This is a genomic window from [Clostridium] aerotolerans DSM 5434, from assembly GCF_000687555.1.
GTDB lineage: Bacteria > Bacillota > Clostridia > Lachnospirales > Lachnospiraceae > Lacrimispora > Lacrimispora aerotolerans.
This window is the reverse complement of the sequence record NZ_JHWJ01000019.1, coordinates 19778-41550: the sequence shown is the minus strand read 5'-3', so window position 1 is coordinate 41550 and position 21773 is coordinate 19778. Positions and strand designations below refer to the sequence as shown.

Annotated in this window: 17 protein-coding genes; 9 read left to right on the top strand and 8 right to left on the bottom strand. The window is 44.4% G+C overall.

Annotated elements, in window-relative coordinates:
* Positions 1 to 3 precede the first annotated feature (3 nt).
* The gene (locus tag T546_RS24095) at positions 4 to 1497 is read right to left on the bottom strand and encodes a serine/threonine protein kinase (RefSeq protein WP_051629996.1); all 1494 of its coding nucleotides are present in this window, start codon (positions 1495 to 1497) and stop codon (positions 4 to 6) included.
* An 870-nt stretch (positions 1498 to 2367) separates the two neighbouring features.
* Between T546_RS24095 and T546_RS0120230 the strand changes: the two genes are divergently transcribed.
* The gene (locus T546_RS0120230) at positions 2368 to 3087 is read left to right on the top strand and encodes an adaptor protein MecA (protein ID WP_024838181.1); all 720 of its coding nucleotides are present in this window, start codon (positions 2368 to 2370) and stop codon (positions 3085 to 3087) included.
* Positions 3088 to 3176: 89 nt separating this feature from the next.
* Here T546_RS0120230 and T546_RS0120225 read toward each other — a convergent pair whose 3' ends face one another.
* On the bottom strand, positions 3177 to 4190 hold the full coding sequence (locus T546_RS0120225; RefSeq protein WP_026893192.1) for a LacI family DNA-binding transcriptional regulator: 1014 nt from the start codon (positions 4188 to 4190) through the stop codon (positions 3177 to 3179).
* 154 nt (positions 4191 to 4344) lie between these two features.
* On the opposite strand from T546_RS0120225, the gene T546_RS0120220 reads away from it, so the two are divergent.
* The 7 genes from T546_RS0120220 (at position 4345) to T546_RS0120190 (ending at position 13424) form a co-directional block, all read left to right on the top strand.
* The gene (locus T546_RS0120220; protein ID WP_026893191.1) at positions 4345 to 5745 is read left to right on the top strand and encodes an L-fucose/L-arabinose isomerase family protein; all 1401 of its coding nucleotides are present in this window, start codon (positions 4345 to 4347) and stop codon (positions 5743 to 5745) included.
* An 18-nt stretch (positions 5746 to 5763) separates the two neighbouring features.
* Complete coding sequence (locus T546_RS0120215) at positions 5764 to 6582, top strand: transketolase (RefSeq protein ID WP_026893190.1); 819 nt, start codon at positions 5764 to 5766, stop codon at positions 6580 to 6582.
* Positions 6579 to 7514 (top strand): transketolase family protein, encoded by a 936-nt coding sequence (locus T546_RS0120210; protein ID WP_026893189.1) that lies wholly within the window; start codon positions 6579 to 6581, stop codon positions 7512 to 7514. The genes T546_RS0120215 and T546_RS0120210 overlap by 4 nt, the downstream gene beginning before the upstream one ends.
* Entirely contained in the window at positions 7511 to 8962 is a 1452-nt protein-coding gene (locus T546_RS0120205) for an FGGY-family carbohydrate kinase (protein ID WP_156951380.1), read from the top strand. The genes T546_RS0120210 and T546_RS0120205 overlap by 4 nt, the downstream gene beginning before the upstream one ends.
* Before the next feature lie 47 nt (positions 8963 to 9009).
* Positions 9010 to 10056, top strand: coding sequence for a LacI family DNA-binding transcriptional regulator (locus T546_RS0120200; RefSeq protein WP_026893187.1), 1047 nt, complete (start codon positions 9010 to 9012; stop codon positions 10054 to 10056).
* A gap of 208 nt (positions 10057 to 10264) precedes the next feature.
* Entirely contained in the window at positions 10265 to 12127 is a 1863-nt protein-coding gene (locus tag T546_RS0120195) for a beta-glucoside-specific PTS transporter subunit IIABC (protein WP_026893186.1), read from the top strand.
* Between the two features lie 16 nt (positions 12128 to 12143).
* Complete coding sequence (locus tag T546_RS0120190; protein ID WP_026893185.1) at positions 12144 to 13424, top strand: apiosidase-like domain-containing protein; 1281 nt, start codon at positions 12144 to 12146, stop codon at positions 13422 to 13424.
* A 127-nt stretch (positions 13425 to 13551) separates the two neighbouring features.
* Here the strand turns inward: T546_RS0120190 and T546_RS0120185 are convergent, their stop codons facing one another.
* The 3 genes from T546_RS0120185 to T546_RS0120175 form a co-directional block, all read right to left on the bottom strand.
* Positions 13552 to 14439: an alpha/beta hydrolase fold domain-containing protein gene (locus tag T546_RS0120185; protein WP_026893184.1), complete on the bottom strand. Its 888-nt coding sequence runs from the start codon at positions 14437 to 14439 to the stop codon at positions 13552 to 13554.
* Positions 14440 to 14469: 30 nt separating this feature from the next.
* Positions 14470 to 15858, bottom strand: a complete 1389-nt coding sequence (locus tag T546_RS0120180) for an MATE family efflux transporter (RefSeq protein ID WP_026893183.1) — start codon at positions 15856 to 15858, stop codon at positions 14470 to 14472.
* A 337-nt stretch (positions 15859 to 16195) separates the two neighbouring features.
* On the bottom strand, positions 16196 to 17191 hold the full coding sequence (locus tag T546_RS0120175) for a zinc-binding dehydrogenase (protein ID WP_026893182.1): 996 nt from the start codon (positions 17189 to 17191) through the stop codon (positions 16196 to 16198).
* A 175-nt stretch (positions 17192 to 17366) separates the two neighbouring features.
* On the opposite strand from T546_RS0120175, the gene T546_RS0120170 reads away from it, so the two are divergent.
* Positions 17367 to 17693, top strand: a complete 327-nt coding sequence (locus T546_RS0120170) for a winged helix-turn-helix transcriptional regulator (RefSeq protein WP_026893181.1) — start codon at positions 17367 to 17369, stop codon at positions 17691 to 17693.
* Between the two features lie 69 nt (positions 17694 to 17762).
* On the opposite strand, the gene T546_RS0120165 is transcribed toward T546_RS0120170, so the two are convergent.
* Genes T546_RS0120165 through T546_RS0120155 form a run of 3 tightly spaced genes read right to left on the bottom strand, consistent with a single transcriptional unit; the run spans position 17763 to position 21747 of the window.
* Complete coding sequence (locus tag T546_RS0120165; RefSeq protein WP_026893180.1) at positions 17763 to 19979, bottom strand: alpha-galactosidase; 2217 nt, start codon at positions 19977 to 19979, stop codon at positions 17763 to 17765.
* 14 nt (positions 19980 to 19993) lie between these two features.
* A complete protein-coding gene (locus T546_RS0120160; protein ID WP_026893179.1) occupies positions 19994 to 20824 on the bottom strand; it encodes a carbohydrate ABC transporter permease in 831 nt (276 codons plus the stop codon).
* Between the two features lie 14 nt (positions 20825 to 20838).
* Complete coding sequence (locus T546_RS0120155) at positions 20839 to 21747, bottom strand: carbohydrate ABC transporter permease (protein WP_026893178.1); 909 nt, start codon at positions 21745 to 21747, stop codon at positions 20839 to 20841.
* Positions 21748 to 21773: the final 26 nt, after the last annotated feature.

The window sequence follows — 21773 nt, the reverse complement described above, 5'->3', positions numbered from 1 at the left end:
CTTTCAGATGCTCTTTCCTTTTCCTGAAACGATTGGATTAAGAAGCCCTGTAACCCAGGACACCAGCCTGCCTCTAATTCCAGCTAACCATCTTTGTTTCATATTCTTATCTTTTAGCAGCCTGGAAAGAAGTGCCTTATAAAACTGTAATTCTCCCTTTTCAATAGAAAAAGGGTCAGGAAAATAAGGCGCACGAAAACACCGGGCGGCTTCGCCACCTTCCGGCAGCCGGATTCTGGCCCCTGGAACCGTATGATTATATATAATTCCATAGGGCAATCCTTTTTTCACTGCCCTGCTTGCCGCCTGCCACGACGTTTCACTGCTCCACTGGCTTCCATCACAAACCATGAGGATGGCGTCAATTTCTCCGGAAAAAACGGCTTCTTCACCAGCACCGTAATCCAGAATCTTCACGTGAATGGGAGGTTCCTTAAGCTTTACTCCAGGACCGTAGTAGGGCTTCCAGACAAATCCGTGATGACGCAAAAGGCCATATTGGTCCCGTTCTCCTCCGGCATAGGCGCACAGACCAGCTCCCATACCGGAATCTGTTTTTTCTTCTAATAAATTGGGGTAACCTAGATTTCTAAGATAGACTGACAGGCCGATTCCGATGTGAGTAGCTCCGGCCCCTGGTTTGCTCCCGAACAGAGCAATCGTAAGAGATGATGATTGTAGACGGTCTTTTGCAGCCGTTCCCATGTTTTTAAGCTGTATTAGCCTTTCGCCAAGCGCTTGTGCCGTTGAAAAGCGGTCTTCTTTTTCTTCCTTGAGGCAACCGGATATAATGGCTGACAGAGCAGAATCCACAGTCCGGCCCGGCGTGTACGGCAGCTCCGGAAATGTTCCTGTGTATAAATAATGGAGGATGGTACCAATGGCATAGATATCTGTTCTCTCATCCAGGATTCCGTCTTTTTTATATTGCTCCGGTGCCGCACATCCTACGGTTCCGTACCGCTCGCCTGGCTCATTGGCAACATCCATGGATGCAGCAAGTCCAAAGTCTATCAGCTTCACAGTATCATGGCACAACAAAAGGTTCTTCGGCTGTAAATCTAAATGTAAAATGGGGTTTGGTCCTGCGGAATGCAGGTAATGAATGATGTTGGTCAACTGGATCCCATAAAATATGGCCAGTTCCCTAGACAGATGGCCCTGCTTTTTTACAAGGTCATATAAAGATTCTCCTTCCAGATACTCTTCGATTAAATAACTATAAAATTCGTCTTCTTCTACGTCATAAACAATGGGGACTCCGGGATGGCGAAGCTCCTTTAGAACAAGTGCTTCTCGTCTGAAACGATCGTAATTGAGAATGCTTTTGGGTACCCGCTTGATCGCACGGTATTCCTCAAGCCCAAGATGAACCGCCAGAAATACTGTTCCTGCCCGACCGGTTCCCAAGATACCACGTAGCTGATATTTGCCAAACAGAACGGCGCTTATTGCAGCCACCTCCTTAATTACCTGTCCAATATCATCTCTTGGCATCCATTTTATTCCATTTTTTGATTTTTAGCAATTAATTTTTTGTTAATTTTTTTGGTGGTCTGAAGAATATCTTTATTATCATTTTGGGTTGTAAGATTATCTATGTTTTCATTAATAAAAAAACAAGCACGTATTACCGTTTGCTTGGAAAATATTATATATATCATTAATTGTGCTTTTAACAAGTTGACATGATGATATATAGATGATATATTAGAAATATAAAAGAGTAACCGCCACACAAGGTGGAAGCTCCCAGTGAATGCAAATGTCCTAACGGACACCGCCTATCCTGTTTGCGTCAGGGTAGGCTATTTTTTTAACTTATCTATGTAAGTCAGCAATGCCAAGATAAATGTTGCAAATAATAGCACATCTGCAAATGAAAACATATCCAGCACCACCTCCCCTCTTACTATGACATAAAGGCATAAAAGCCGGGAGGTTCCACCCTGTATTCGATTACTCCTGATACAATACTACCATATATTACCATTAACTACAATATTTGTTATCCTTAATTCACATGAAAAATAAGCGTGTCTTAATGCTTTTATTTTTCATATAATACATTAAAATAATTCATAATAATGCATCTATAAAATACATATGTGACCATTTATAACCAGACTCTAATCTATCTATAAAAGGTAAACTACAGGATATGAAATCCAAAAAAATCACATCAAAAACAAAACCGATAAATCCCAGTAATTAAATAGGATACCCGGTTTTTTGCATATAAACCTTAAATTTATATAAATTTTTTCACATAGTAATTGCCTTTTTGCTATATTATATAGTATAGTTATGTTGAGGAAGTATGTAAATATTCATATACCATTTTTAAATAGAACAGGAAGTGATCCTATGAAGATAGAACGTATCAATGAAAATCAGATCCGTTGTACGCTTACCAGCTTTGATTTAAGTGTCCGAAACCTAAATTTAGGCGAGCTTGCTTACGGCAGTGAAAAAGCCCGCAACCTGTTCCGCGAGATGATTCAGAAAGCCTCTAACGAAGTGGGATTCGAAGCAGAAGACATTCCTCTCATGGTAGAAGCGATCCCGTTATCCAACGAAAGCGTAATGTTAGTTATTACAAAGATTGAAGATCCGGAAGAATTAGATACAAGATTTGCAAAATTTTCACCATCTACTGACGAAGACTTGGATTCCATGCCAGGAGATCTGGCCAGCGAACTATTAGAAGGTGCTGACGGCTTGTTAAATCTGCTGGGAATCGATAAGAAGAACGAACCGGAAGCCGAAAAGCCAAAAGAATCTACTGGTGCTTCCTCCATACGAATCTATAGTTTTCAAAGTTTGGATCAGATTTCCGACGCCGCGAGGGCAATCGGACAGGTTTATGACGGAGAGAATACATTATATAAAAAGCCATCTACCAGACAGTATTTCCTGGTACTGCGCAATTCTCCTGACAAGACAACAGAGTTTAACCGTATCTGCAACCTGCTTGCAGAATATGGCTCCAAGATTCGTCAGGATTACGCTTCCGAGGCGTACTACAAGGAACATTACGAGGTCCTGATTGAAGGCCACGCCCTTCAGTCATTAGCCAGACTTTAATCCGTTCCTTTGTTCATAGTACTTCATCACAAATCAGAGAAAGGTGTCATAAAGCAGCTTCATCGTTGCTTCATGACACCTTTCTTTTTTTATACAGATTTTCGCTTTATCAGAGTTGTGCCTGCCAGTATTTTCACGGGGTCTTTACTTTTATCCCCAATTAACTCCACCAGCCTTTTGGCCGCCAGTATCCCAATGCTTTGCTTTGGTACGTGTATGGTAGTGAGCGGCGGCTCGATCATCGTACTGATTGGTAAATTATCAAAACCAGCAATGGCTACATCCTGGGGAATCCGGTAGCCAAAATCACGAAAGGCCTTCATGGCTCCCGCGGCAATGAAATCATTGTCCGCAAAATAACATCTGGCTGGGACTTCCCCCTGGGTTAGAAGCGCAGTCATATCAGCATAGGCTCCTTCCATGGAAGGAGTCAGCCGGTGCACCTGAGTTTTTGAGGCAGACATTCCATTTTGCCGCACGGCTTTGTAAAAACCATCGGACCGCTCCAAAAAATTGGTTATGGGATAGGATGAGTGTAAGTATCCTGGCTGGACCTTTAATTTTTTGATCAGATAATGAGTTGCAAAATAAGCCCCTTGTACATTGTCGATGAGGACGTAGTTTCCACTGATATTTTCAAAACTGGTATCCAGGACCACAAGGGGTATGGGAAGCTTTAAAAATGGCTTGAAATCATGCTCCTGCATTTCCGTTCCCAGCAAAAGAATACCTTTGCTTCCGGAGCGAACCACATCAGAAAGCTGTTCTTCCACCCGGTCATTGCCATAAAGGTAAGTCACATTCAGATGATAGGGCGATTCCTTTAGACCCAGACCTACCCCCTCCGAAAGCTGGGAGAAAAAAGGAGTATCCCCTACCACTGCCCCGCTTCTTTTATAAATAATAAAATGTACGGTGCCCTGATACCCTGTCCGAAAGGTTGGTTCCCCAATTCTGGAAAAATCATATCCGTGGGTTTTCGCCGCCTCAAGCACTTTTTTCCGTGTTCCGGTACTGACTCCTGGCTTATTATGAAGGGCCATGGAAATGGCGGCCTCGGAAAGATTAAGTAGTTTAGCAAGCTCTTTTGCCGTTATGGACATCCCAAATACTCCTTTCAGCTTATCATTTGAAAACACTGTATCAGATTAAGTAAATTAAGTCAATTAATTACTGAATTTCACTTAATTATTGATTGATATTAAGTAGATATAAGCAAATAATAGGGGTATCAAATGAGTGGCAGGAGGTCATGCAATGGCAAATGTAGTATTGGGGGTCGCCCCTACCAGAAGGAGTATATTTTCTGCTCCAGATGCAGTAAAATATGCGGATTTAACAAGAGCACGGTTGGAAGAGCTGGGAATATCCTTTGTGGATATCAAGGATATTTCAGAGGATGGACTGCTCCACCGGGAAGAAGACCGGATCAGAATTGAAGAGAAATTTAAAGAACATGGGGTGGATGGCTTATTTGTACCCCATGGTAATTTCGGCACGGAATATGAAGTGGCCAGACTGGCAAAAGGACTTAATGTACCGGTACTTCTCTGGGGACCAAGGGATGAACGTCCTGATGAAAATGGGATCCGTCTTCGGGACAGTCAGTGCGGTCTGTTTGCCACTGGTAAGGTACTTAGAAGATTTCGGATTCCATTTACCTATTTATGCAATTGCCGTCTGGAGGATGAAGAATTTGAGCGGGGAATCCGTAACTTTCTTGCTGTCTGTAACGTGGTGAAAACATTTCGGAAAACAAGAATTTTGCAAATCGGACCAAGGCCCTTTGATTTCTGGTCCACCATGTGTAATGAAGGTGAACTTTTAGAACGATTTCAGATACAGCTGGCCCCGATTCCCATGCCGGAACTGACAGCAGAGATAAAGAAGGTACGGGGGGATAAGGAAACGATTCAAGAAATCATGACATACTGCAGGGAAAATTTCAATGTGGCTATTAAGGAAGAGGAACTTCAGATGGTGGCAGCTTTAAAAGCAGCCATGAAATCTCTGGCTAAACGCTATGGCTGTAATGCAGTGGCGATTCAGTGCTGGAATGCCCTTCAGTCAGAAATCGGAATCATGCCCTGTGCCGCCAACAGCCTGTTAAACGAAGAAGGGCTTCCCGTTGTATGTGAAACCGATATTCACGGAGCCATTACCGCTATTATGTGTGAAGCGGCAGGTATGGATGAGGCCAGAACCTTTTTTGCGGATTGGACCGTGCGACACCCGGACAATGAAAATGGAGAGCTTCTCCAGCACTGCGGCCCCTGGCCCTTATCCTGCGCAGCCTGTAAGCCAACCATAGGATACCCTCTGGCATTTTCCCACCCTGGCGCTGTGGAAGCACAGGCGAAGCTTGGAGACATGACTCTGTGCCGGTTTGACGGAGACAATGGAGAGTACTCTCTGCTCCTTGGAAACGCCAAAGGGATTGAAGGCCCATACACCAAGGGCACCTATGTGTGGGTGGAGGTACAGAATTTAAAACGTCTGGAAGCTAAGATTGTGGAAGGCCCTTATATTCATCACTGTGTGGGCATCCATAAGGATGTAGTCCCGGTTCTTTATGAAGCCTGCAAATATCTTGGCATTACCCCGGACTTATATGACAACAACGAGGAAGAAATAAAGGCATATATCCGCGGAGAATAAACTGGATTGGAGAAAATTATGGAACGATTGAAAAAAAAGGCCTATGAACTGCGCCGGGATATTATTGAGGAAATATACAATTCCAAAGCAGGCCATGTAGGCGGAGATTTAAGCGTTGTGGATATTTTGACCGTACTTTATTATGAGGTCATGAATATAAGTCCAAAGAACATGAAGGATGAGAACAGAGACCGGTTCCTTCTAAGCAAGGGACATTGTGTGGATGCCCTTTACATGGTTCTTGGCGACCTGGGATTTTTTGATAAGGAAGAGGCCATTCACTCTTTTTGCGCCTTTAATTCCCCTTACATCGGTCATCCAAATACCAGTGTACCAGGAATCGAGATTAACTCAGGGTCTTTGGGGCACGGACTTTCCTTAGGTGTGGGAATGGCTCTTGCCTCAAAAATGGATGAAAAGACCTACCGCACCTATGTGGTTCTTGGAGACGGTGAAATGGCAGAAGGCTCCAACTATGAGGCCATGATGTCCGCCGCCCACTATAAGCTTGATAATCTATGTGCCACGGTGGACTTAAATGGACTTCAGATCAGTGGAACTACCAATGAAGTCATGTGCACCAGTGACCTTGGAGAAAAGTTCCGGGCCTTTGGCTGGAATGTCATCGATGTGAAAGAAGGCAACGACTGTGGCAGTCTTCTCTCCGCCTACCAACAAGCGGCTTTGTGTAAGGGGCGGCCCACGGCTGTAATCGCCCACACGGTAAAAGGAAAAGGAGTTTCCTTTATGGAGAATCAAAAGGGCTGGCATCACGGAGTGATGAACGAAGAACAGTATCAGACGGCTGTCAGAGAATTAGAGGAGGTGCTTTCATGAACCACATAACAAACCGCCAGGCAATTTGTGAAACCCTTATGGAAGCTGCGGAAAATGACCGAACTATTGTTGTGGCATGCTCGGACTCCAGAGGCTCTGCCTCTCTTGCCCCATTTGCCCAGGCATTTCCAGGGCAGTTTATTGAGCTTGGTATTGCAGAGCAGAATCTTGTTTCCGTATCCGCTGGTCTGGCTTCCTGCGGAAAAAAAGTCTTTGCGGCCTCTCCTGCCAGCTTTCTTTCCACCAGAAGCTATGAACAGGTAAAAGTGGACGTTGCCTATTCCGGTACCAATGTGACTCTGATTGGCATCAGCGGCGGCGTCAGTTACGGGGCTCTTGGAATGACACACCACTCCCTTCAGGATATTGGGGCCATGGCCTGTCTTCCTGATATGAGGGTCTATGTTCCAAGCGACCGGTTTCAGACAGCCTGTTTAATCAGGGAACTGTTAAAGGATGAAAAACCTGCATACGTAAGAGTCAGCCGCTCTGCTACCGAAGACATCTACGGGGAGGAAATGGATTTTACATTAAACCACGCCCATGTTCTGGCAGAAGGAAAAGATGCCGTTATCATTACCTGCGGCGAGCTGGTTCCTTATGGTGTAAAGGCACAGAAAGAACTGGAAAAACAGGGATATCATGTAGGGCTCATAGATATGTACTGCTTAAAACCCATAGACGAAGAAGCCGTGAGAAGGGCGGCCAGTCAGGCAGATGTCATTATCACCGCAGAGGAGCACTCACCATTTGGGGGACTGGGAAGTATGGTAGCTCAAATCATTTCTAGGGAAACAAAAAAAATGGTGGTGAACTTAGCTCTTCCAGACGGTCATCTGATTTCCGGTTCCAATCATGAGATATTCCATTATTACGGCCTGGATGACCTAGGTATGGTAGCTGCTGTGAAAAAGGCAAGAAGCGAGGGATAGCAATGAAATATATAATTGCAATTGACCAGAGTACCCAGGCAACAAAGGCTGTCCTGTTTGATGAAAAGGGACGTTTTGTGGGCAGAGCCGATCGCAGGCATAAGCAGATCATAACGGAACGTGGCTGGGTATCCCACGACCTGACTGAAATCTATGAAAACACTCTCCAATCCGTCCGGGAAGTAGTAGATAAAACAGGAATTGATGCTGCAAGCATTGCGGCTGTTGGTATCAGTAATCAGAGAGAAACCACTGCTTTATGGGATAAATCGGGCAATCCTCTGGCACATGCTGTGGTGTGGCAGTGCGCCAGGGCAAAAGAAATCACAGAACGCTTTCAGGAAGAAAAGGAGATGGTCCGGGAAAAGACCGGGCTTTCCCTATCCCCTTATTATCCGGCTTCAAAAATGGCCTGGCTCCTTACTCACATCCAGCCTAAGGAGCCCTTTTGCCTTGGAACCATGGATAGCTGGCTCATCTATAAGCTGACAGATGGAATGAGTTTTTATACCGATTACTCCAACGCTTCCCGCACTCAGCTCTTTAACCTCCATTCACTTTGCTGGGACCAGGAGCTGTGCCATCTTTTTGGCATTCCGATGACATCTCTGCCTGAGGTGATGGACAGCAACGCCTGCTTTGGTTATACGGATTTTAGGGGATTCTTGAATAAAAAAATACCCATTCATGGAGTCATGGGCGATTCCCATAGTGCACTCTACGGCCAGAGATGCCATTGTAAGGGCATGGCAAAGGCCACATATGGAACTGGCTCTTCCATTATGATGAACATAGGAAGTACCTTTGCCGCCAGCCATGCAGGACTTGCCACTTCTCTTGCCTGGAAAATTGACGGAAAGGTAGCGTATGTATTAGAGGGAAATATCCATTATGCCGGGGCAGTCATATCCTGGCTTCAAAATGACTTAAAGCTGATTTCCTCCGCCAAAGAGGCGGAGGAGCTGGCCGCCATTTCTAATCCTGAGGATGGCACCGTTCTTGTTCCAGCCTTTACCGGTCTTTCCGCGCCTTACTGGAAGGAGGATGCGAAGGCAGTTCTATGGGGAATGAGCCGTACCACGGGAAGAGCGGAAATTGCGAAAGCCGCCTTAGACAGCATCGCCTTTCAGGTCATGGATGTTCTAAATGCCATGGAACGGGATAGTGCCTGCAGCTTAAAAGAATTGTGCGTAGACGGAGGACCTGCAAAAAACAGCCGATTGATGCAGTTTCAAAGTGATATTGCAAAACAAACACTTCGGGCCTCCAAACAGGAGGAGCTTTCTGCCATTGGTGTTGCCTATCTGACAGGCATGGCAGCCGGAATTTCAAAAGAAGAAGAAATATTTGGGCAAATAGAGTATGATATCTATACCCCAACGATGGATTCCCAGACAAGAATCAGACGTGTGAACCAATGGAATGAGGCTCTTTCTGCAATTTTATAAATTTCTAAAGAATATCTGGTAAATAATAAAGTGAGGTGATAAACATCATGAGAATCAAATCCAAGGATATTGCGTCAGCACTTAAGCTGTCGCCTGCAACCGTATCCCTAGTTTTAAATCATAAGCCTGGAGTTAATGAAGAGACCAGAAAACGGGTTTTTAATTATATAGAAGAAATGGAACGGGCAGAGCAAAGAAAAAACAGGCTTATGGAAGCCGATAACAAGGGGACCATATTGTTTTTAACTTACATTAAGCACGGACTCATACTGAAACAAATTGCAAACCAGCCCGTTTCCCGCTTGTTTGAAGACATGGAATCTCTCTGCGCACTTAGCGGATACCGTTTTTCATACGAAGTATTTTATGAAAAAACCGGCAAGCTGGAAGAACTGTTAACGAAAATCAGAGAAAAGAACATCAAAGGAATCTATTTCATGGCTGCGGAAATGACGGGGAGTGATGTTTATCCCTTTTTAAGATTAAACATCCCCATTGTAATCGGAGACAATCTGTTCTATGAGTTGGAGGCTGACAGCTACCTGGTGGATAACAGAGAAGGCATCCGGCGGGGAGTGGATTATCTGGTGGACAAAGGGCACAGCCACATTGTTTACCTGGCACAGTCCATTGATATATTTAATTTTTCAGAGCGAAGAAAGGCTTTTATAGAAGAAATGGAAGTACGCCAGTGCGGGGATGGCACCAACCGGATTCTCCGCCTGGGAGATACAGTTGATGACGTTTATGATGCCATGAATCAGTACCTTGACCGGGGGATTTTAAAAACGACTGCCTTTGTACTGGAAAGCTCTGTCATTACCCTGGGTGCCACAAAGGCTCTCCTGGAGCGGAATATGAAAATACCCAGAGAAATCTCTCTGATTGGTTTTGACGCTCTTCCCATACAGAGCATTCCCGGCCTTAATCTGACTCTTATCAAAGGAACCCATACAAACAGGCACCTGGCCGGCATGAAGCATCTGATCCGCCGCCTGACAGATAAGGAAGATGAAATCGTCAGGGTCTATTACAGAACCCGGCTGATAGAAGGAGACAGTGTATTTGATAAAAAGAAATATATTTACCATTAGCCATCACCCATGGATTTAAAGAAAATTTAAATCCATGGGTGATGTGCACAAAAAAATCAATTTTAATGTTATTTTCATGTGATATTTTAACACAGATAGAGAAAAATCCGGTGGGGATTGAACCTCCATTTTGGTGATGCTAGTATAAAATTACAACAAGTCATACAAGGTACCATATGGGGTGTCCATATTACAGGAGGGAAAATTTATGGCCAATAAAAATTATGACGAACTGGCAAAACAAATCGTAGCCAATGTAGGCGGTGCAGAAAATGTCAGCTCACTGGTCCATTGTGCCACCCGTCTCCGTTTCCGGGTGGTCGACAGTTCTAAGGTGAATAAGGAAAAACTGAAACAGACCGAACATGTCATTACCGTGGTAGAAGCCGGAGGACAGATTCAGGTGGTAATCGGCAATGCAGTGGCTGATGTTTACAATACCATAATCCGCGTCACCGATGTAAAATCAGACGATGGAGGGGCTGGAAATGAGTCAGCTGACAAAGATAAAAACCTGATAAATCTGTTTATGAGCACAGTTTCCGGAATCTTCGCCCCCACCCTTGGAGCCATGGCAGGAGCCGGTTTATTAAAAGGTATCCTTATTCTATGCACGACCATGGGATGGCTTACGAGTGATATGGGAACATACCGGATATTATTTGCAGCCGCGGACGGAGTCTTTACATTCCTGCCGCTGTTCTTAGCCTATACTTCAGCCAAAAAATTTGGCGCTGATTTATTTGTTTCTGTGGGAGTTGCGGCAGCTTTGGTCTACCCGGATCTAACGGCAGCTTTTAAAGCGAAAGAGGCACTGTCCTTTATTGGAATTCCAGTGGTTTTAGTAAGCTATACCTCTTCCGTCATTCCCATTATACTTGCCGTTTATGCTCTCTCTAAGCTGGAAAAGGGATTAAAAAAGATACTTCCAGGCGTAATTAAAAATGTTTTCACCCCTCTTATTTCTCTGGCTGTTATGGTGCCAGCGACCTATCTTGTGATCGGACCCATTGCTGATTATGCAGGAAAGCTTTTGGCAGGCGGATATATGACCATTGTGGGTGTAAATCCCATCATTGCAGGCTTTATTCTGGGTCTCATCTGGCCGGCAGCTGTTATGTTCGGTCTCCATTGGGGATTTGTACCGATTGTTATCAATAACATTACTCAATACGGAAGAGATACCCTGTTTACCATTACAGGCCCAAATAACTTTGCACAGGCAGGCGCCACTCTTGGGGTATTTTTAAAGACAAAGGACAAAAAAGTAAAAGACATTGCCGGACCGGCCGCTATCTCCGCTGTTCTTGCAGGTATTACAGAACCAGCCATTTATGGTGTAACGCTAAAATATAAAAAACCATTTTTCATCGCAGCATTTTTCTCCGGTATTGCAGGAGCTATCACAGCAGCCGTTGGAGCTGGCGCACCTGCTTTACTTGGAACCAGCCTTCTTACCCTGACCGGTTATATAGGGGTTGGATTTACCGGTTTTTGCATTGCCTGTGCCATCGCATACTTTGGCTCCGCGATCTGTACCTATTTATTTGGATTTGATGACAGCATGCTGATAGACAATGAAAAGAGACCAGAGTCTCCGGTTGTACCGGAAGTGAAGGACGAGATGATTAAGGCTCCCGTAAACGGCGCACTTATTCCATTATCAGAAGTTCCAGATGAAGTATTTTCCTCCGGGACCTTAGGCCAGGGGATTGCCATAGTTCCCGAATCAAATGGAATGAAAGCTCCCTGCTCCGGCACGGTCATAACAGCTTATCCTCACGCAGTGGGAATCAGAACCGCTCTTGGTGCAGAAATCTTTGTTCACGTAGGACTTGATACCGTAAAGTTGGGTGGAAAGTATTTTGAGCTCCTGGTCAAAGACGGGGATGAGGTAAAAGAGGGAGACTCACTCATAAACGTGGATATTGAGGCATTAAAAGCAGAGGGCTATAATGTAACTACCATGATCCTCGTTACCAATTCCAGAGATTATGAAGAAGTATTGCCGTCTTCCGAAAATAAGGCAGCAGCAGGGGATACCATATTAAGCTGTATCAGCAGAAAATAAAGAAATGGAGGCGCCAATGAGCAGGCTAAAGATAAATGAGAATGGCAGGACTTTTTCACTGGACGGGCAAAGATTCTTTTATCTTGCAGACACCGTTTGGAGTGCCTTTACTTCTGCCACAATGGATGAGTGGGAGTTTTATTTGGAGAAACGCTGGGCACAGGGCTTTACCGTACTGCAGATCAATGTTCTGCCACAATGGGACCGCTGCATGTCCGATGTAGGCGTGTACCCATTTGAAACTCCAGACGGTATTATATTTGATTATACCAAATGGAATGACGCCTATTTTGAACGAGCAAGGACCATGTGTAAAATGGCAAGGGAAAAAGGCTTTCAGCTGGCCCTTGTGGTCCTATGGCTGAATTTTGTTCCCGGCACCTGGGGAAGCAGGATGAAGAGCGATTACATCATGCCAAGAGAGCTTGTAGAGCCTTATACCAGAAACGTCGTGGAAGCATTTGAGGAATTTGAACCAATCTACATGGTAAGCGGTGACACCGATTTTGATACCCCGGAGTCTGTGGACTATTACGAAGCAGCCCTTTCTGTAGTTTGCCAGATGTCACCGGATTCCTTAAAAGCAATGCATATCAAACGTGGATATGATTATATACCGGAATCCTTTTTAGATCGGATCAGCTTTTATATGTACCAGTCCGGACACAATGCAGACGGACAGCAGATGGCATATATTCTGGCAGAAAAGTTCTACCGGGATTATCCGAAAAAACCTATCATCAATGCAGAGCCCTGTTACGAGCAGATGGGCTACAGCCGAAATATGTACGGCAGATTCCAGCCCTTTGATATCCGAAGGGCAGCCTTTAGCAGCCTTTTATCCGGAGCCTGTGCCGGAATCACCTACGGAGCCCATGGGGTGTGGAACTGGAAAAAGAGTGGCAAACAGCCCAATCCTGTTATGGGAGAAGGCTTTGACAAATCCTTTTCCATGCAGGAAGCCTTACTCTTTCCAGGTGCCTGGGATTATGGATATCTGGCTGATTTTATGGAGAGAACCATTGTTGATGAGCTGATTCCGGCGTCAGACCTTCTGGAGGAGAAATCCTCTGATATCCGCATGGCCATGACAGCCCAGGGGCAATATCTGATCTATATGCCATATCCTACGGAGCTTCTAATTAAGAAAGGACTTCATGGATACCAGGCGAAAGCCATTAACTTATCCGATCGGCGCATTGCCAGGGTTGGGATTGAGGAAAAAGAAAGCAGCACAAAAGTCTCCATGCACAGTTTTCAGGATGATGTTCTTATCTTGTTGACACCACAAAAATAAAAGTCTGGCTTGCCAGAGTCTGGCGCTAAGGCGTCGTTATAATAATGACAAAAACACCCCCTTGTGGCACAGGTTCCAGCCTGTCCCACAAGGGGGTGTTTCATGATTTAAAACGTATCTTCCCTTTTTATTCCCATTCCTCATCCTTTAAAAAAGAACAAATCAGTTTAAACGTCCGGTCTGTCTCCTTACTGGGGACTTTAATCCAGTCGTGGAACATGCCTGCCCCTTTTTTATAGATGATTTCTGTTCCTTCTAATTTGCCGGCCTTTTCTGCCAAAAGCTCACAATCCGGTGTCAATATCTCCTCTGTTCCTGAGAATATCAGGATAGGACCCAGACCATTCCAGTCTCCGTATAAGGGAGAAACCATAGGATGGTCTTTTTCCAGCGGCCCGCAGTATTTCCTGCCGACCTCTCTTAACGCTTCTAAAGGCAAGATATCATCTGTTTTCTGAAATAGCTTAATCTTTGGGTTTTCCAGCGCGATATCAAGCCACGGAGATACCACTGCCGTCTTGACCGGCATAGGAAGCTCTCCCTTATCTCTTAACTCCTGCAAAAAGGATAAGGCAAGTCCACCTCCGGAAAAATCTCCAAAAAGGAAAAAATCGTCCTCTGGATATTCCTTTCTTAAGCTGGAATACGCTTCCATCAGACACTCATGAGCGTTCAGTGCCGTATATTCCGGGGAAAGGGGATACTGGAAAATGGATACCTTAAAGCCTTCATTTACGGCAAGGTATTCCCCGATTTCCCTGGTTCGTTCTGTGGGTTCTAAGGTATAAGCTCCTCCCGGAAGCATGAGAATATGGGCATTCTTAGGGTAGCTTCCATTGATGGTGACTCCATAAAAGCCGTTGACATCAAAGGTCTTGACCCGAACCCTTTTTGTGAACTTTAAAGGGTCCAGTTCAAAGCTTCCACGAGTTGGATGCTCTAACTCAAGTGCCATTTTCCGATTTGCTTTTCCCCATTTTGCAAAAAGCTTTACTTTCTCTGCTTTTAAACTCATGATTAATCTCCCCTTTCCCTGCTGGCAGAATTAAGCCTCCTTGCAGACTTTGTCCAGCTTCTTCATCTCCCGAATGACAAACTGGCTGACAATGACCGCAGATAAAATATCTGCCAATGGACCCGCATACAAAATTCCGTCAAGCCCAAAATGCAGCGGCAGAATGAGCACCAGAGGAATCAGGAGCAAAAGCTGACGAAGCATGGACAATATGGAAGCCTTTAGGGGCTGTCCGGTAGACTGGAAGTAGCTGGTCACTACCACCTGGAATCCGGCAGTAAAAATTCCTAACATAAATACCTTTAAGCATCGGATTGCAAAATAAGAAAACTCCGCATCCTGTGTGCCAAAGATACTCAAAATGGGACCTGGGAATATCTGACAGGAAAGCCAGCCCACAAAGGATATTGAGGTTGAAGCCGCTGCTGCTAAGAGGAACGTTCTCTTTACTCTCTTTGGCTGCCCGGCTCCCTTATTAAATCCTAAAATCGGCTGAGAACCAATACCAATTCCAATACAGATGGAAACCAGGGTCATACTGATCTTGCTTACAATACCCATAGCACTTAAGGCTACATCTCCTCCAACCTCGGAATGATTTCCGTAAAAGACCAGAGAATTATTTAAAACGATCTGTAAAATCGTAGAAGCAATCTGTGTGATACCGCTTGACATTCCAAGAGATAAGGCTGATCGAAAAATCTGAGGATCAATCTTCATATAGCATTTGCGGAATCTCATATGTTTACCTCTTGTTACAAAGTAAGAGGTTAAGAATACCGCTGAAATAAACTGAGAGGTAATGGTAGCAAAGGCGGAGCCGCTTACACCCCAGTGAAAGACAAAGATATAGATTGGATTCAGGATTGTATTAATAACCGCACCCACTAAAATGGCGTACATGGACAGAGTAGGACTTCCATCGGTTCTTGCCATGTTGCTCAGCACCACACCGATCATATTAAAGGGAGTACCGATTAACATAACAGCCGTATACTGTCTTGCATATACCATAGTGTTATCCGTTGCTCCAAAGAGCCTTAACATGGGATCTAAAAACAGAAAACATGCAATCATTAAAACAATGCTTGAAAGAATCGTTAAAACGGTCACGGTTCCCAGAGTTTTTTCTGCTTCTTCCTCTTTTTTCTCCCCCAGCTTAATGGCTGCATAAGCACTTCCTCCTGCACCAAGAAGGGTGGACATGGCCAGTACAATGGTCACAACTGGAAATGCAATGGTTGTTGCGGCATTTCCCAGATATCCGATTCCTTGTCCAATAAATATCTGGTCAACGATGTTATAGATTGAGTTTACCAGCATGGAGATAATCGCCGGCATGGCAAACTGGGCGAGTAGCTTTCCAACCGGCTGGTAGCCAAGGGGATTGGCTTCGTGTGTCATTACTTTTTGTTCCATATAATGTGTGATTCCTTTCCTTTGCGCTCTGCGACAAAGAACCTTAGTTCTTTCTGATTCATGTCATAAATCATAAAATTCTGCAATAAAAAAAACTGTTTCCACAGCTTGTTTAATCAAGAATTATTTCTTTTTTGTGGTCCATGAATCCTTTCTCAGGGATTTATTAGTAGATAAAAAAAGCATATCATAAGTTATTTCCATGTGCAACTGCATTTTAAAAATTAGTTTTTTTTAAGTCTTAAGTAATTATTTTAAACGCATTACGAGAAAGCAGCCTAGCCATTACGCTATGTGCTTTCTCATAATAAATTAGCCATTTTCAAAATATTTGACTTTATTCTTCATGCATTAAGATGGAAATATTACCCAGCTGTTCGCCTTTCTCCATTCGTTCATATGCCGAAGCAGTATCTTTTAGGAAATAGGTGGAATCTACCATGGGGTGAATGGAGTGCTTTTCCATGAAATCCACCATATCTTTATATTCCTGACCGCTTGCCATGGAAGCTCCGGTAATTGTAATTTGAGGAAAAAATATGGCTCTTGTGGGGATTTTAATATCATCTCCTGAGCTGCTTCCAAACATTACGATTCTTCCATTGGGTTTTATTACATCAAAATATTTTTGGAAGGTCGCTGGTCCGATGCTGTCTAATATAAGGTCTACAGAACCACTCCCCATATTTTCTTTCCAGTCACTATTGCTGTCAAAGGCCAGATTTATGGGCATTTTCCTGGCCATTTTCAATTTTTCTTCGCTCCTTGAAGTCACACTCACCTTTGCACCAATTGCAGCTGCCATCAGTGCAGCATAAGTTGCAACACCTCCACCAATCCCGGGAATAAGAACATGCTCACCTGGCTGTAGATTCCCTTTTGTAAATAGAGCGCGATAGGCGGTCATCGCGGATAAAGATAAAACACCCGCTTCTTCCCAGGATAAATAAGATGGCTTTTCAACCACATTTTCCTGAGGAATGATTACGGATTCAGCTAATGTACCATCTGTTGGCCCTCCTAAAATTTCAGGGACGATCGGGACCTGATTCACATTCTCCCAGCCCAAACAGGGATTAATTATAACCTCTGCCCCTATCCTGACACTCGTAACTCCTTCTCCAACAGCTTCAACGATGCCTGCCCCATCAGATCCAGGAATAAAGGAAGCCTCTAAATCCACTGGTGAATTCATAAGAAACAAATCCCGGTGATTCAATCCTGCTGTCTTTAACCTTACCTTAACCTCGCCCTTTCCGGGATATCTGTTTGCTTGCTGTGTATATTGTAATCCATGTATTCCCCTCGCTCCTGCATGTATGATCGCTCTCATGATAAACCTCCTGCCTTTCATTTAATCCATTCCATATGAAAATATCAAGATAACCTGCCATTTGATTTTTATCCGTTTGACAAAGTCACTTAAAGTTTATATGATAGTGTTACAAGTTACAAGTATGAACATTTATGTTATATACTAAACTATTTGTAAGTATAGGAGTATGAGCATGGATTTTAATCTTAAATTTGGTAATTGTCCTATCTATTATACGATCTCTAAAATAGAAGGTAAATGGAAGTGGGTCATCTTATACAAACTCTATAAATGTAAAGTAATCCGATATAATCGATTATGGGACGAACTGCAGCCAATTGCCCATAGGACCTTAAGCAAGCAGCTAAAAGAGTTGGAGGCAGATGGATTAGTTCATAGAGAACAATACAACGAAGTTCCCCCGAAAGTAGAATACTCTCTCACCGAAGACGGAGAAACTCTCACACCAATTCTTGAATTGATGTCCGAATGGGGAGAAAGACACATAAATCCCAAATAAAAGGTATCAGACCATCAAAATTACTAGGAGCATGCCGTCACAAATACGGCATGCTCCTAGTAAAATTCCCTATCTTTCTGTTTTTTCAATCATGATCATAAGAGATGCAAAGTCTCCCGTCTCCTTTGAGAACCGGACTCTGTCAATAGGAATCCCTGCATACATCAGCTGGCTTCCATAGAAAACTTCTTCCTGATCCCATAGAGTGACTTTATATGCTGTCTCCTCGGAAAGTCCATTAAGCTTTAATCTGAGCCAGCCTGCATTGGCGGGATTTAATACCTGATAATAGGAAACAATGGCACGTTCCTTATCTTCCGAAACCACCATCCAGGCAGTATCATTTCCTTCAAAGGGGCTTTTCAGCCGATAGAAGGTTCCCTGATGGAGAAGCTTTCTGTTTTGCTTGTAGAATGCAATCTGCTCCTTAACCGTCTCAATTTCATCTGGAGTCAGGCTGTTTAAGTCTAGCTCATATCCAAAAGCTCCAAAAAGGGCTGCATGGCCTCTCGTCTTTAAATCCGTGATACGGTGAATCTGATGGTTCGGTACCGCGGAAATATGGGCCCCAATGCTTGAAATGGGATAAACAAACGTGGTTCCGTACTGAATCTTTAAGCGGTCTATGGCATCCGTATTGTCACTGCACCATGCCTGTGGCGCAAAATAAAGCATTCCTGGATCAAATCTGGCACCACCGCTTGCACAGGACTCAAAGAGAATTTCAGGGAAGTCCTTAATAAGCCTTGAGTATAATTCATATACACCAAGAATGTATTTATGCATGACCATTCCCTGGCTCTTATGGTCAGCGCCTCTGGAAAAGCACTCGGTCAGATATCGGTTCATATCCCATTTGATATAGGAAATCTTTGCATTGCCTATGACATCCTTTAACATGGTATAGACTGCATCAATGACTTCTTGCCTTGAAAAGTCAAGAACGTGCTGACGTCTGCTTGGAGTCTCATACCGTCCCGGCGTGGATATGATCCAATCGGGATGGGCTTCATAAAAACGACTGTTTTTATTGACCATCTCCGGCTCGATCCAAAGGCCAAAGCGTAATCCCAGCTCTTCAATCTTTTCGGACAGACCCTTGATTCCGCCTGGAAGCTTATCCTTGTTGACGAACCAGTCCCCCAGGCTTCTGTCATCGTCATTGCGCTCTCCAAACCAGCCATCATCAAGGACAAACAGCTCTACCCCGGTTTCCTTTGCCTTCTTTGCAATGGATAAAATCTTCTCTTCATTAAAATCCATGTAGGTAGCTTCCCAGTTGTTTAATAAAACAGGACGCTCCCGGTCTCTCCAGTAGCCTCTTGCCAGACGTGTCCGGTAAAGCTTATGGTAGACCTGGCTCATATGGGAAAGCCCCTCCGTAGAATACACCATAACAAGCTCCGGTGTCTGGAATGATTCTCCTGTCTTTAAGGGCCATTCAAGGGTATCTGGATGAATTCCCATGAGCACTCTTGTGGTTTCATGAGAACAGACCTCTGCCTTTGCCAGGAAGCTGCCGCTGTATACCAGGCTGAAGCCGTATACTTCCCCGCTCCACTCTGTGGTTTCTTTTCTGGCAAGGGCAAGGAACGGATTGTGCTCGGCACTGCTAATTCCTCTCATACTGTACACAGCCTGAATTCCCTGCTCCAGGGGACGCCTTCTCACATACCGCTCCCTGGACCACGCACCGGATAACTGAATCATCTCGTAATTACTGTCAGGTAAATCAACGGCACCGCTCATGGCAGTGGTAAGGGCGATTTCCTCCTGCCCGTGATGCTCAAATCTGGCGCTTCTTGTAAGGACCGGAAGTTCCTTATAAATGGTATAGGTCAGGATAAGATCCGTATCCATGACCTCATCATGAAGCCTGATAATTAAGGTCTCTGCTTCCTCCTCATCCTCCACATAAGTAGAGGGAAGGGGTAATATGGAAGGCTTTCCTTTCTCGATGGAGTGAGACTGATAGGTAAATCCAATGGTCCTGCTACCATTTTCCTGCTTTATGACACACGCGCCGTACCGGTAATCTCCCGTTCCATAGGCCGGATATTCCTGCTTTGTATACTCAAGGCATAAATCCACCGGATCGGAACAGCTGATGGCTGCATGGGGACGCTCCCCGGTTTCAAAGAGATAGGAAAATGATTCCCTGTCTGCAATGCGTTTTCCGTAGTATAAGTTTCCCAGCTGGCCATTTCCCATAACCTGCATGATATAGCTGAAAGATCCGTTGCAAAGGTGAAACTCTCTGGCTTCTTCGTGGTAAATGATTGACATAGTATATACTCCTTTTACAATTTTCCTCCGGATGTTGCAATTCCATCAATGAACTGCTTCTGAAATATGAGGTAGATTACAATCATGGGAATACAGGCTAATAACGACGCTGCCATCAATTCCGGATAGTTTGTTACAAACTGGCCCTGGAGCTTTGCCAGTGCCGCAGATAAAGGCATGGTATTCTGCTCCGTATTGACCACCAGGGGCCACATCAGATCTTTAAATGCAAACAAGGCAGTAAAGATACCGAGAGCCACCATGGAGGACTTGGTCAGGGGCGCCATCACATGAAGGAAGGTCTGACCGATGTTGCAGCCGTCTAATCTGGCAGCTTCCTCTAAGGATGCCGGAAGCCCCATATAGGCCTGACGGAGAAGGAAGGTGCCAAAGGCAGTGACAAGTCCTGGAAAGAGAAGTCCAAACCAGGTATTAAGGGCGCCAATACGGCTTACCATAAGATACTGAGGAATGATAAAAATCTGAGTCGGCACCATCATCTGAAAGAGAACCAGAGAAAATGCCAGGTTCTTTCCCTTAAAATGAAGGCGTCCAAAGGCATATCCAGCCATGGTAGCCGTCAGCACCGCACATACGACTCTGCCTACTATGAGAACAAGGGTATTCCAGTAGAGACGTAAAAAATTCATCTTGCTCATGACCGCCAAAAAGGCATCCTTTCTCCAGGTACTGGGAAAGATGATGAACGGATTCATCTGAGTTGCCTCAGATGCCGATTTAAAGGCGGTTAATATCATCCATATAAAGGGTACCAGCATAACCACAGACCCAATAAAGAGGATCACGTAAATAAGGCCTTCCCTTACTTTTCTGCTCTTATCCATGTTTTTCCCTCCTCCTACGAGCTGTAATTGACCCACTTCTTCTGGCAGAACATCTGAATGACCGTAATCAATAAGATGACCACTAAAAGAAGCATGACAATGGAAGAACCATATCCCTTATTTCCCTCAATGAAGGAATATTTATAGAAGAGATACACCAGGGACTGGGTTTTTACTAGAGCAGGATTGCTTTTTTCCATCATCATATAGATACTGTCAAACACCTGCATGGCACCGATGATTCTTGTCACCGCTACAAAGAACATGGTCGGTGATATGAGAGGAAGGGTAACGTAGAAAAACTGTTTTACGCCTCCTGCACCGTCAATCTGGGCTGCCTCATAATAATCCCTTGGAATTTCTTTTAAACCAGCAATAAAGAGTACCATATTGTAGCCGAGAATGGACCAGATGCCGACCACAGCCACTGAGATGTAGGCAGTGCTTGGATTTGAGATCCAGTTGACAGAGGATAAGCCCATGCTGTTTAACAAATGATTAAAGAGACCGAATTCTGAATTATAAAGCCATCTCCACACCATGGCAACCGCTGCCGGAGCTGCTACCATTGGTAGAAAGTAAATGGTTCTCCATGCAGACTTTCCCCGGATCTTTCCATCCATTAAGACGGCCAGTAAGAGGGCAATTGCAATGGAAAAAGGCACTTCCACCAAAGCATATTTACAAGTATTGATCAGAGCCTGCCATACCATTTGATCGCCGAACAGCTTTTCATAATTTTGAAAGCCTACAAAAATATTGCCCTTTCCAAAAGCCCCTGTCTTAAAAAAGCTTTGATAAATGGTTTGGAAAATCGGGATGATGTTTAGAATCATCAGACCCGCCATGGTAGGCAGAAGAAACATCCACCCCCATAGAAACTCACTTCTCTCCCGTCTGGATCCTTTTCTTTTTGTGTTCATGTAGCCCCTCCCATCTCTGATTAAAA

What these genes read in the sequence shown, in the direction of transcription:
- T546_RS0120210 (WP_026893189.1), top strand. Translation starts at nt 6,579, where the DNA reads ATGAACCACATAACAAACCGCCAGGCAATTTGTGAAACCCTTATGGAA.
- T546_RS0120220 (WP_026893191.1), top strand. Translation starts at nt 4,345, where the DNA reads ATGGCAAATGTAGTATTGGGGGTCGCCCCTACCAGAAGGAGTATATTT.
- T546_RS24095 (WP_051629996.1), bottom strand. Translation starts at nt 1,497, where the DNA reads ATGCCAAGAGATGATATTGGACAGGTAATTAAGGAGGTGGCTGCAATA.
- T546_RS0120230 (WP_024838181.1), top strand. Translation starts at nt 2,368, where the DNA reads ATGAAGATAGAACGTATCAATGAAAATCAGATCCGTTGTACGCTTACC.
- T546_RS0120195 (WP_026893186.1), top strand. Translation starts at nt 10,265, where the DNA reads ATGGCCAATAAAAATTATGACGAACTGGCAAAACAAATCGTAGCCAAT.
- T546_RS0120160 (WP_026893179.1), bottom strand. Translation starts at nt 20,824, where the DNA reads ATGGATAAGAGCAGAAAAGTAAGGGAAGGCCTTATTTACGTGATCCTC.
- T546_RS0120175 (WP_026893182.1), bottom strand. Translation starts at nt 17,191, where the DNA reads ATGAGAGCGATCATACATGCAGGAGCGAGGGGAATACATGGATTACAA.
- T546_RS0120190 (WP_026893185.1), top strand. Translation starts at nt 12,144, where the DNA reads ATGAGCAGGCTAAAGATAAATGAGAATGGCAGGACTTTTTCACTGGAC.
- T546_RS0120200 (WP_026893187.1), top strand. Translation starts at nt 9,010, where the DNA reads ATGAGAATCAAATCCAAGGATATTGCGTCAGCACTTAAGCTGTCGCCT.
- T546_RS0120165 (WP_026893180.1), bottom strand. Translation starts at nt 19,979, where the DNA reads ATGTCAATCATTTACCACGAAGAAGCCAGAGAGTTTCACCTTTGCAAC.
- T546_RS0120215 (WP_026893190.1), top strand. Translation starts at nt 5,764, where the DNA reads ATGGAACGATTGAAAAAAAAGGCCTATGAACTGCGCCGGGATATTATT.
- T546_RS0120170 (WP_026893181.1), top strand. Translation starts at nt 17,367, where the DNA reads ATGGATTTTAATCTTAAATTTGGTAATTGTCCTATCTATTATACGATC.
- T546_RS0120225 (WP_026893192.1), bottom strand. Translation starts at nt 4,190, where the DNA reads ATGTCCATAACGGCAAAAGAGCTTGCTAAACTACTTAATCTTTCCGAG.
- T546_RS0120185 (WP_026893184.1), bottom strand. Translation starts at nt 14,439, where the DNA reads ATGAGTTTAAAAGCAGAGAAAGTAAAGCTTTTTGCAAAATGGGGAAAA.
- T546_RS0120180 (WP_026893183.1), bottom strand. Translation starts at nt 15,858, where the DNA reads ATGGAACAAAAAGTAATGACACACGAAGCCAATCCCCTTGGCTACCAG.
- T546_RS0120155 (WP_026893178.1), bottom strand. Translation starts at nt 21,747, where the DNA reads ATGAACACAAAAAGAAAAGGATCCAGACGGGAGAGAAGTGAGTTTCTA.